Genomic DNA, 12,035 nt, shown 5'->3' with positions numbered 1-12,035 from the left:
CACGCTAGCCCCTCGAGGGTACACAGGACGTGTACCCGATAGCCGTTGCGACACGATGTCGCGTATCTAGGCTATCTCCCTTAAAATCAATCCCTTGGTCAAAAGCTAAAGCTTTTGAGTCGGGCTCTCCAGCACTTGTCGGGGATCGCTTTTATTATTAAATATAAAATATAAAAAAGGAAGGAACGTTTGCTCCTTCCTAGTTTTTTTAATCTAGAATATCGATATAAGTTTTCTTATGATGATGGCTGCCTGCGGCTGAGTAAACAATTGTTCGAATTGCTTTAGCAACTCGCCCTTGCTTGCCAATGACCTTTCCAATATCACTTGGATTTACAGAAAGTTTATAAACAATACGATTGTCGTTTTCGTCAGTAATAATTTTTACTTCGTCTGGATAATCGACTAAAGGTTTTACGATTGCCTCAATCAGCTGCTGCATAATGCCACCTCCGATTATTTACCGATTTTAGAGTTATGGAATTTTTCCATAATGCCTTGTTCTGAGAACAAGTTACGTACAGTATCAGATGGTTTCGCACCATTTCCTAACCAAGCTAATGCTTTAGCTTCGTCAATTTTAACTTCTTCTGGAGAAGTTAGTGGATTGAAAGTACCGATAGTTTCGATTGAGCGACCATCACGTGGTGAACGTGAGTCTGCTACTACGATACGATAGAAAGGAGATTTTTTAGCTCCCATACGTTTTAAACGAATTTTTACTGCCATTGTTTAATTGCACCTCCGAATAGTTTCACACAAGATAGTATAATAGCAAGCTTTGGATTGTTTGTAAAGTGTTTTTTCTTAACACACTATATTTTAGCGTATTTTTTTTATTTAAACAAGGAATCCAAGCCAGGAAGTTTCATTTTTTTCTTTCCTTTTTGCGCCATACCTGTCATTTGTTTCATCATTTTTTTCATATCTTCAAATTGTTTGATTAGTCTATTTACTTCTTGAACGGATGAACCAGAGCCTTTTGCTATACGTTTTCTACGACTTGCATTAATAATTTCAGGATTTGTTTTTTCAGCTGGAGTCATTGATAAAATAATTGCTTCTATATGCCCAATTTGTTTATCATCAATTTTAGCATTTTCAAGTCCTTTAATTTTATTTGCACCTGGTAGCATTTTTAATATTTCATCCAAAGGTCCAAGTTTTTTCACTTGACTCATTTGTTCAAGAAAATCATCTAATGTAAATGATTGGGTTTTGAATTTTTCTTCTAACGCCTTGGCTTGTTCTTCGTCGACTGTTGCTTGAGCTTTTTCGATTAACGTCATGACATCGCCCATACCAAGAATTCGTGACGCCATTCGTTCAGGATGGAACGGTTCTAGTGCATCCATTTTTTCGCCCATACCTACAAATTTAATCGGTTTGTTAGTTACAGATCGAATAGATAATGCAGCACCACCACGAGTATCACCATCTAGTTTTGTTAAAACAACCCCTGTAATACCAACAGCTTCATCAAAGCTTGCAGCAACGTTTACTGCATCTTGACCTGTCATTGCATCAACTACTAAAAATACTTCATCTGGTTCTTTTAATGCTCGAATATCTTTTAGTTCTTGCATTAGTTTTTCATCAACATGTAATCGACCAGCAGTATCGATCAATACAACATCATGATGTTCTTCTTTTGCTTTTTCTATAGCTTGACGCGCAATTTCAACAGGAGAAATATCAGTACCTAAAGAGAATACCGGTAAGGACAATTGCTTTCCTAGCGTTTGCAATTGTTTCACTGCTGCTGGACGATATATATCAGCTGCTACTAGTAATGGTTTACGGTTATATTTTTTTCGTAATATATTTGCCAGCTTACCAGTTGTTGTTGTTTTACCGGCACCTTGCAAACCGACCATCATTATAACAGTAGGTGGTTTTGTCGCAAATTTAATCGGACTTTGTTCGCCACCCATTAAATCTGTTAGCTCATCTTTTACAATCTTAATAACTTGTTGACCAGGGGTTAAGCTTTTCATAACATCCTGACCTACAGCACGTTCGCTAACTTTTTTTACAAAGCTTTTTACGACTTTCAAGTTAACGTCAGCTTCGATTAAAGCAAATCGAACTTCACGCATCATTTCTTTAACGTCTTGTTCGTTTACTTTACCTTTGCCTTTAATCTTGTTAATCGTTCCTTGGAGTCGCTCCGCTAAACCTTCAAATGCCATGCATGTCGCCTCCTAATCACATTGCTTTAGTTGTTCAATTAATGATAGTTGTTCTGCATTGTTTGTTTGAACTACTGCTATACTTTTTTCTAGTTTTGAAAGTATTTGTTGTCTGTTCTGGAATTTTTCAAAAAGTTGAAGTTTTTCCTCGTATTCTTCAAGCATTGATTCTGTTCTACGGATATTATCATAAACAGCTTGACGCGAAACATCATAAGATTCTGCAATTTCTCCAAGTGACAAATCATCTAGATAATAGAGTTGCATATAACTACGTTGTTTTTCTGTCAATAATGCTTGATAAAAGTCAAAGAGAAAGTTCATGCGTGTTGTTTTTTCAAGTAGCATTTCGCAACCTCTCCTCTTTTTTACATATTCTCCTGTATCATAAAGATAATTATTATTTCTGTCAAGTAAAAATACTTGTCTATTTTATTTTAAGCTAATAGAGAACCAATACCCTTATTATTTTCCTTAAAAAGAAAAAGGAGCTACCAAAATTTTCTTTTGGCAACTCCTTTCACTATTCTTGATTTTATTCTTCAGCCTTAGCTATTTGTTCATCAAGTGCATCAGCAAATAAGCCATATACATAACGTTCAGAGTCGAATGGTTGTAAATCATCCATTTGTTCTCCAAGACCAACAAATTTTACTGGAATATGCAATTTGTTACGTATTGCAAGAACAATACCACCTTTTGCAGTACCGTCTAGTTTTGTCAAAACAATCCCTGTAACATTTGTCGCATCTTTGAAGATTTGCGCTTGTTGTAACGCATTTTGTCCTGTTGTAGCATCAAGCGCAAGTAAAACTTCGTGCGGAGCCGACGGAATTTCCCGGGAAATGACACGATGGATTTTTTCTAGCTCGTTCATCAAATTGACTTTGTTTTGCAAACGACCAGCAGTATCACAGATCAATATATCTGCTTTGCGGTTTTTGGCTGCACGAATAGCATCATACATAACCGCAGCTGGATCCGATCCTTCAGATTGTTTTATAACTTCGACTCCTACTCGATCTCCCCATACTTGCAATTGGTCGATAGCACCTGCACGGAAAGTATCCCCTGCCGCTAGCAACACATTTTTACCTTGTTTTTTAAAACGATGTGCTAGCTTACCGATTGTAGTCGTTTTCCCAACACCATTCACACCTACGAACAAGATTACTGTTAAATCGTCTTCTTGAATATTCAACTCTGTAATATCTTCTTCACCTTGTTCATAAATCTCTACAAGTTTCTCAGATATTAATGCTTGTATACCTTCTGTATCTTTTATATTTTTTCGTTGTACTTCAAAACGGAGTTTTTCGGTTAACTCCATAACAGTTTCCATACCAACATCTGCTTGAAGTAATAAATCTTCAAGTTCTTCAAAGAATTCTTCATCAACATGGCGGTAGCGTGCTACTAAGTCATTCACTTTTGAAGTGAAAGAATTACGCGTTTTAGCTAAACCAGATTTGAACTTTTCTGTAATAGAGAAGGCTGAAAATCCTTTTTTGTTTTTTACTTCCTTTTGGTGATTATCTTCTGTAATCTCTGTTGTTTCTGGCTCTATTATTTTAGGGCTTTCAACAGGTATTTCTTCTACTACTTCAGTTGTAGTATGTTCTACAACCTCTTGTTCTTCTGTTGCTTGATCCAATAGCTCTTCTTTTTCAGTTTTTGAGCTACCCATCAACTTCTCTTTCATACGTTTTAAAAAGCTCATATTGTTTCGCTCCTTTATCTTACGATGGAACAGGTTCTTCCTGTTCTAATTTAACAGATACTAGCTTAGAGACACCAGACTCTTGCATAGTAATACCATACAATACATCTGCACCTTCCATTGTCCCTTTACGGTGAGTAATGACGATAAATTGTGTTTCTGAGCTAAACTTTTTCAAATATTGACTATAACGAGCAACGTTTGATTCGTCAAGGGCAGCCTCAACTTCATCAAGAATACAGAATGGAACTGGGCGTGTTTTTAAAATTGCAAATAGTAAAGCAATTGCTGTTAATGCCCTTTCTCCACCTGACAACAAGCTTAATCGTTGAAGTTTTTTACCTGGTGGTTGTGCCACAATTTCAATACCCGTTTCTAGGAGATTATCAGGATCGAGTAATTCTAAATCAGCGTGGCCTCCTCCAAATAATTCACGAAATACATTTTGGAAATGTTGTCGAATTTCATAAAATGTACTGCTAAAACGATTCGTCATTTCTTCATCCATCTCACGAATTGCTTCATTTAACGTTTCTTGTGCTTCAAGCAAATCATTCCGTTGGTTCGATAAGAATGTATGGCGTTCTGAAACTGTAGCATATTCTTCAATGGCACTAATATTAACAGTGCCCAATTCTGCTATAGACTGTTTTAACAACTTAACTTTTCGTCGAGCGGTATCAACATCTACATCTAGCGAAGGTTCAAGTAATGCTTCTTCAAATGTAAGCTCATATTCTTTTTCAAGTTGTTTGGCTAAATTCTCATGTTCAACATCCAAACGATTTAATTTCACTTCGTAATTACGTAATCCGTCAAGAAGTCCTTGATGCACCCGCTGTAATTCTTTCAACTCAATATCTATTGCATCAATTTGTTGTTGAACTTCAGTACGTTGTTGCTTTGTTTGTTCAACAGTTTTAACAAGTTCTTCTCTTCGATTTTGTAACTCTGTAATTTTAACAATTATTTCTTCTTCAGAAGGACCATTAATGTCTCCACCATTGGTAATCCATTCTATTTCTTTTGATATATTCGTAACTTCTTCATTAGCTTGTTGCGATTGAGATACAGCATCTGATACTGCTAATTTCAGTTGGGATACCTGTTCATGTAAAACAGCTAAATCTGAGCGTTTTAAAGCATATTGTTCTTGTAAAACATCTCGTTCTGATTCACTTTGTTGTTTTAAAACGTTCAATTCTTCAATCGTTTGATTGATTTCTGTTAACTCTTTTGATAACTCTTCTTTACGACGATTAAAATCCGCTAATTGTCCTTCTAGTCTTGATTTACGACCAGATGCATCTTGTTGTTCATCACTGAACATAGAAACTCTTAATGACAATCGTTTTGTAGTGGCTTCTAATTCGCGATGGCGAGCACTTAACTCTACCTCTTCTGCGCGTATTTCCTCACCTTCTATACGCAACCGTTCAAGAAGTGTAGTCTTTTCGGCTACTTGTTCTTTCCATTCTGCAACTACCTTTTCTGCATTTCCGATAGAAGTTTGCATTTGAGATAATTGTGATGTTAGGTTTTCAAGTTCAGCTTTACGACTAAATAATGATGCCTGTTGCTTAACAGAACCTCCCGTCAAAGAACCTCCTGTATTAACAACATCACCATCCAAAGTGACAACGCGATAACGATAACCACAAGTTTTTGCAATTTGAGAAGCACCTTGCAAATCTTTTGATACTAGTACATGTCCTAACAAGTTCTCTGCAATTGTACGAAATGCAGGATCATATGTTGCCAATTCATCTGCTGTACTAATAAATGAAGGATGGTTTACAACAGTTTGTAATACATTTGTAGGTACTTTACGAGATTTCATCACATTTTTAGGTAAAAATGTTGCTCTACCTGCATGTTGTTGTTTTAACCATGTTATTGCTTTACGTGCATCCACATCCGTTTCAGTTACAACATGTTGCATTGCAGCACCTAAAGCAGTTTCAACAGCTCGAGCATATTCGCCATCAACATGAATTAGTTCTGCTACCGCACCATGAATACCTTGTAGTTGTTGCTTTTCACGTGCAACTAGAACTGCTTTTACACCTTGATAAAACCCAGAAAAATCTGCTTCCAGTTCAGCAAGTGTTTCTTGACGAGATTTCAACTGTTGTAAATGTTGGTAGCCTTTAAATAACATGGATTGTTGTTGATCGTACTGTCTTTTAGCATTTTGCACATCTTGTTGACAATTTTTATATTCCTCAAGCTTCAAGGCCACCTGTTTTTCTACCTTTTGCAATTTCTCTGCTACCATTTGTTGCTCTTGTTGTAAACTTTTGAGCTCAGTAACCATTTCTGTGGATTGGCTTGAAATTTTCACAGAATTCTCAGCTTGCTCTGCTAATTGTCTTGTAACATTTTTTACTTCGTTTTTGACAGTAGCTTCTTCATTTAAACGGTCAATATATGTGTCTTTCCATTGATTAATCTCTGCTTCAATTTCAGAAGTTGAACGATTCAAATTATCTTCTAGTTGTTTTACTGTTTTCTTTAAATCTTGGAGCTCTTGTTGACGCTCTACCAATTGCTTTTCTTTATCACTTCTCAATTTATTCCAACTATTACTAGAGGATTCTGCCTTTTGAAGTGATTGTTGTAATTTTGTTAGTTGTGCTGCTGCATTTATTCGTTTTTCAGCCATTAATACTTTCCGGCCTTCAAAACGTTCAACTTCAGCACTCACATCTACAAGATGATGTTGTGACTCATCTAATAAACTATCTAATTCAGTTAATTGCTTTCGAAGTTTTGTAATATAGGATTCTTTTTCTGTAATTTGTGCAGCATGAACTTGTTCTTTTGAAAACAGATTTTCCTTCTCTTTCGCAATACTCTCCATAGCACTGTTTAATTGCTCCATATCATGAACTAAAACAGCTATATCGATATCTTTTAGCTCAGTTGACATTTTTAAGTAATCTTCCGCTGCAGATGCTTGGATATGTAATGGTTCGATTCGTTTATCCAACTCATGTAAAATATCTAATACACGATTTAAATTATCATCTGTTTCAAATAATTTGTGCTCAGCCTTTTTGCGACGCTGTTTATATTTTAAGACACCGGCAGCTTCTTCAAAAATTGTACGTCGATCATCAGGACGACTATTTAGTATTTCATCAACTCGTCCTTGAGAAATAATTGAGAAAGCTTCTTTTCCTAATCCTGAATCTAAAAATAGATCTGTAATATCTTTTAATCGACATTGTTGCTTATTAAGCAAATACTCGCTTTCCCCAGAACGATAAACACGACGAGTAACGCTTACCTCGTTATATGGAATCGGTAAGCGTTCGTCTTCATTGTCTAAAATTAATGATACTTCTGCAAAGTTAAGCGGTTTGCGTGAATCACTTCCGGCAAAAATAATATCTTCCATTTTTGCACCACGAAGGGACTTAGCTGATTGTTCACCGAGTACCCAGCGAATCGCATCTGTTACGTTACTTTTACCACTACCATTCGGGCCAACGACAGCAGTAACGCCAGGTACAAAGTCTATACCTATTCGATCAGCAAAAGATTTAAAACCAATCACTTCAAGCCGTTTAAGAAACAAAATTAACCCTCCTGATCATTCGCTATTTGTACTTTTAAAGCACGCATAGCGCATTGTGCTGCTTTTTGTTCCGCTTCTTTTTTAGATTTACCGTTGCCTACTCCAAGTTCTTTGTTATTTAACAACACTTGAGAGACGAATGTACGGTTATGTGCTGGACCATTTTCTTTAATGATTTCATATTGTAATGTACCAGAATTATTTTGTTGTACCATTTCTTGTAATTGACTCTTAAAGTCCATAACATGTGAAAATGCACCGAGCTCGACTTTTGGGAAAACAACTTTTTCCAAAAAGCCAACAACTGTTTCTAAACCTTGGTCTAAATATAAAGCACCTATAAATGCTTCAAAACAATCCGCAAGTAATGCTGGACGTTGACGACCACCTGTGATTTCTTCTCCTTTACCTAGTAATACGTATTTACCAAAATTCAACTCATTAGCAAATATCACTAGGGATGGCTCGCAAACCATTGCTGCACGCAATTTTGTTAGTTCGCCTTCAGTCATCTTAGGAAATTTAAGAAATAAAAACTTAGAAACAGTTAGCTCAAGCACAGCGTCTCCTAAAAATTCAAGACGTTCATTGTCTTCAAAAAGCTTTCTACGATGCTCATTTACAAATGATGAATGTGTAAATGCGTTGTATAACAAATTAGGATTATTGAAGTGTAAGCCCAATAAATCTTGTAATTCAGCGAATTTTAGACGTGCCTGCTCTGAAATTGCGCCATTCTTTTGTGAGAGTCCTTGTATTCTCATCTTTTATCAACCTTCTTATTTTCCATTTGGTACAATCTATAGTTTACCTTTTTATTATACAATGTGCAAAAATAAAAAGATAACTTCCCTCACTTTAGAAAAGCGGGGAAGTTTTAAGTATTGTATATTATACGTGAAATTAGCCGAGTTTGCTTTCGATAAAGCTTACTGCATCACCTACAGTAGCAATTTTTTCTGCGTCCTCGTCATCAATTTGCATATCAAATTCTTCTTCAAATTCCATTACTAATTCTACTACGTCTAATGAGTCCGCACCCAAATCATCACGGAAAGAAGCTTCTAGTTTCACTTCGCTTTCGTCAACACCTAAACGGTCAACGACAACTTTAGATACACGTTCTAATACTGTTGCCAAATTGTTCACCTCCTCTCAATGATTTCTTATACATACAAGACGTCTACATGACCATACCGCCATCTACATGAAGCGTTTGACCTGTCATATAGCTTGCTTCATCAGAGGCTAAAAATGCAACTACTTTTGCGACATCTTCTGGTTTACCTAATTTAGCTAGCGGAATTTGAGTAAGCATTTGTGCTTTAATCTGTTCAGGTAACTCTTCTGTCATTTCAGTATCTATAAATCCAGGAGCTACAGCATTGACGTAAATATTACGAGCTGCTAGTTCTTTCGCTGCTGTTTTAGTTAGGCCAATAACACCTGCTTTTGCTGCAACATAATTTGCTTGACCAGCATTCCCTGCAACTCCGACAATGGAAGCAATATTAACAATACGACCTGCACGTTGTTTCATCATTTGACGTGTAACAGCTTTAGTACATAGAAAGACACCTTTAAGATTCGTATTCATAACAGCATCCCAGTCTTCTTCTTTCATACGCATAAGTAAATTATCACGAGTAATGCCAGCATTATTTACTAAAATATCAAGTTTACCATAGTTTTCTATAGCTTGCTTCATCAAATTTGCAACAGCTTCTGCATCTGTAACATTCGCTTGAACTGCAATCGCAGAACCACCTGCATCCTCTATTTCAGATACAACTTCTTCTGCTTTTGTTTGACTACCACTATAGTTCACAACAACTTTAGCTCCTAGTTTAGCTAAGTGAAGTGCAATTGCACGTCCAATTCCTCTAGAGCCACCTGTAATAACAGCTACCTTATTCGTTAAATCTGCCAATTAAGCCCACTCCTTTGCCGCTTCTATTAGTTGGTTGAATGTTGCTTCATCATAAACACAATATGTTTTCACTTTACGATCCACTTTTTTGACAAGTCCACTTAAAACTTTACCGGGACCACATTCAATAAAGACATCTACCCCTTCAGCAAGTAAAGTGCGGACTGAATCTTCCCATAGTACTGGAGAATACAATTGTTCAACTAATTGGTTTAAAATCACTGCCTTTGAAGTAACAGGTTGTGCATTAACATTAGCTATAACTGGTACATTAGCATCTTGCATATCAATTTTAGAGAGCATTTGTTGTAGCTTGCTAGCAGCAGGTCTCATTAGCTCGGAATGGAAAGGACCACTAACAACTAATGGAATAGCACGTCTAGCACCTACTTCTTTGGCTTTTTCAGAAGCCAATTCTACACCTTTAGCTGTACCAGAAATAACAATTTGACCTGGACAGTTGAGATTGGCAAGCTGAACAATTTCCCCTTCAGCTGTAACACTATCAGTAACTTGTTTCAGTTCATCACGATTCAAGCCTAAAATGGCAGCCATTGCACCTTCGCCAGCGGGTACTGCTTCATTCATATAAATACCACGATTATGTACAGCTTGTACACCATCCGCAAAGGTCATAACACCTGAAGTAACAATTGCAGCATATTCACCTAAGCTATGTCCAGCAGTAAAATCTGGTGTAATCCCAGCTTTTTTTAACTTTTCAGCGATCATAACACCAGTGGTTAATAATGCTGGTTGCGCATGGTAAGTTAGTGTTAAGTCTTCTTGAGGACCTTCTAACATTAACTTCGATAATTCAATCCCTAAAAGTTGATCTGCTTGATCATAAAATTCCTTACACGCAGATTCCTGAGAAATAAATTCTTGACCCATTCCTACAGTTTGTGAACCTTGCCCTGGAAAAATAAAAGCAATTTTCGTCATTTTACATTCCCCTTTGTATAACAACATTAAAAAAGTTATTGTTCATTTTGTTTAGATTTCATAATGGTTGCATCGATTGTTGGAATAACATTATAGTCGACCATTTTGCGTGCTTGACGAATTGCACTTGCAAAAGCTCTTGCATTAGAAGAACCATGTGCTTTAATCACCGGTGCTTTTAAGCCAAACAATGCTGCACCACCGTACTCTGTGTAATCCATTTTATTTTTAAGATTTTTCAAATCATTTTTCATCATCAATGCTGCGACTTTTGATTTTGTGGAAGACATAAAAGCTTCTTTCATCATTTTAAAAATAGCGCCTGCTGTTCCTTCAATGGTTTTTAATACCATATTACCTGTAAAACCATCCGTTACGACTACATCAGCAGCATGATTTAATAATTCTCGCGCCTCTACATTTCCGATAAAATTCACTGGCGCATCTTTTAATAAAGTGAAAGCATGTTTTGCTAGGTCATTGCCTTTTTTATCTTCAGTACCAATATTCAACAAACCTACTGTTGGATTTTGAATACCACGTACTTGTTTTGCATAAATGCTTCCCATTATAGCATATTGCACTAGATTTTCCGGCTTTGCATCTGCATTAGAGCCCAGGTCCAACATATCAAAACCACTACCATCTAACGTAGGTAATGTTGTTGAAAGCGCTGGACGGTCAATACCATCAATACGATGCACAATAAATAATCCAGATGCCATTAAAGCACCCGTATTCCCTGCTGAAATACAAGCTTCTGCTTCACCATCTGCAACAGCTTGAGCCATTTTCACCATTGATGCATCCTTTTTACGTCGTACTGCACGAACAGGCTCATCTGTTCCTTCAATTTCTTCTTGGCAATCTATAATTGTAATACGATTCATATCTTTTAAAAATGGTTGCATTTTTTCTTTTGAACCATATAGTAAAACTTCTAAATCTTTGTTTTCTTCAAGTGCTTCATATACACCATCGATTATGGCTTGAGGTGCGTTGTCCCCACCCATACCATCAACTGCTAATTTCATTTACTTTTCACCTTTACCTTTCGTTCGATACATCTCAAATTGTCCCGTAAAAACTGTATTTCCATCTACTGTAGAGGTAACGGTGACGAACGTACGATTTTTTTCATTATCTTTTCCTGTAACTACGGCTTTAGATACTACGCGTTGCCCTGCTTTTACTGGTTTCAAAAAATGAATGTCAGAATGGACTGTTAATGCAAGATCATCATCAATAACGGCTACTGCTAAAGAATTCGCTTGGGCGAACAAGTGATGTCCTCTTGCAATGCGGTTTCTTTGAAAGACATGTTCTTCCCCAACATCAAAAATAGATAACGCACGTTCATCCAATTCAATATCGATAATTTCTCCAATAACTTCATCTATAGGTAAGGTTTTAACTTCATTTTCAAAATTATTGGCGGCTACATCCTTAATCCGTTCACGCAATTCTGGAATGGATAACTCCATACGATCAAGTCTAATCGTCTGAACACTAACATTAAACTTTGTAGCAAGCTGTTCATCCGTGACGAATGGGTTTTCTTGAATCGTTTGCTGCAATAATAGTTGTCGTTCTTTCTTTGAGTACTTCATATTATTCTTCGTCGCCCCTTAATATTAGCACTTGGTACTAATATCAGTATATAAA

At 36.6% G+C, this 12,035-nt stretch carries 12 protein-coding genes; all 12 read right to left on the bottom strand.

Going from position 1 to position 12,035, the window contains the following annotated elements:
* Positions 1–208: 208 nt before the first annotated feature.
* Positions 209–442 (bottom strand): KH domain-containing protein, encoded by a 234-nt coding sequence (locus tag CW357_RS02250; protein WP_124217236.1) that lies wholly within the window; start codon positions 440–442, stop codon positions 209–211.
* A 14-nt stretch (positions 443–456) separates the two neighbouring features.
* Entirely contained in the window at positions 457–729 is a 273-nt protein-coding gene (rpsP, locus tag CW357_RS02245; protein WP_124217235.1) for a 30S ribosomal protein S16, read from the bottom strand.
* A gap of 107 nt (positions 730–836) precedes the next feature.
* Positions 837–2,192, bottom strand: coding sequence for a signal recognition particle protein (gene ffh, locus CW357_RS02240; protein WP_124217234.1), 1,356 nt, complete (start codon positions 2,190–2,192; stop codon positions 837–839).
* A 12-nt stretch (positions 2,193–2,204) separates the two neighbouring features.
* Entirely contained in the window at positions 2,205–2,540 is a 336-nt protein-coding gene (locus tag CW357_RS02235; protein WP_124217233.1) for a putative DNA-binding protein, read from the bottom strand.
* Positions 2,541–2,727: 187 nt separating this feature from the next.
* Positions 2,728–3,912: a signal recognition particle-docking protein FtsY gene (gene ftsY / locus CW357_RS02230; protein ID WP_124217232.1), complete on the bottom strand. Its 1,185-nt coding sequence runs from the start codon at positions 3,910–3,912 to the stop codon at positions 2,728–2,730.
* Positions 3,913–3,931: 19 nt separating this feature from the next.
* Complete coding sequence (gene smc / locus CW357_RS02225) at positions 3,932–7,495, bottom strand: chromosome segregation protein SMC (RefSeq protein WP_124217231.1); 3,564 nt, start codon at positions 7,493–7,495, stop codon at positions 3,932–3,934.
* Positions 7,496–7,497: 2 nt separating this feature from the next.
* Positions 7,498–8,259: a ribonuclease III gene (gene rnc, locus CW357_RS02220; protein ID WP_119414255.1), complete on the bottom strand. Its 762-nt coding sequence runs from the start codon at positions 8,257–8,259 to the stop codon at positions 7,498–7,500.
* A gap of 139 nt (positions 8,260–8,398) precedes the next feature.
* Positions 8,399–8,635 (bottom strand): acyl carrier protein, encoded by a 237-nt coding sequence (locus CW357_RS02215; RefSeq protein WP_119414254.1) that lies wholly within the window; start codon positions 8,633–8,635, stop codon positions 8,399–8,401.
* 43 nt (positions 8,636–8,678) lie between these two features.
* On the bottom strand, positions 8,679–9,425 hold the full coding sequence (gene fabG / locus CW357_RS02210) for a 3-oxoacyl-[acyl-carrier-protein] reductase (RefSeq protein WP_124217230.1): 747 nt from the start codon (positions 9,423–9,425) through the stop codon (positions 8,679–8,681).
* Positions 9,426–10,370: an ACP S-malonyltransferase gene (fabD, locus tag CW357_RS02205; RefSeq protein WP_124217229.1), complete on the bottom strand. Its 945-nt coding sequence runs from the start codon at positions 10,368–10,370 to the stop codon at positions 9,426–9,428.
* Positions 10,371–10,405: 35 nt separating this feature from the next.
* Positions 10,406–11,404, bottom strand: a complete 999-nt coding sequence (gene plsX, locus CW357_RS02200; RefSeq protein ID WP_119414251.1) for a phosphate acyltransferase PlsX — start codon at positions 11,402–11,404, stop codon at positions 10,406–10,408.
* Positions 11,405–11,980, bottom strand: a complete 576-nt coding sequence (fapR, locus tag CW357_RS02195) for a transcription factor FapR (RefSeq protein WP_119414250.1) — start codon at positions 11,978–11,980, stop codon at positions 11,405–11,407. It abuts the gene before it with no gap.
* Positions 11,981–12,035 lie beyond the last annotated feature (55 nt).

Source organism: Rummeliibacillus sp. TYF005 (assembly GCF_003844195.1).
In the GTDB taxonomy this organism is placed as follows: Bacteria; Bacillota; Bacilli; order Bacillales_A; family Planococcaceae; genus Rummeliibacillus.
The sequence above is the reverse complement of the archived record's forward strand: the minus strand, read 5'-3'. Positions and strand labels throughout refer to the sequence as shown.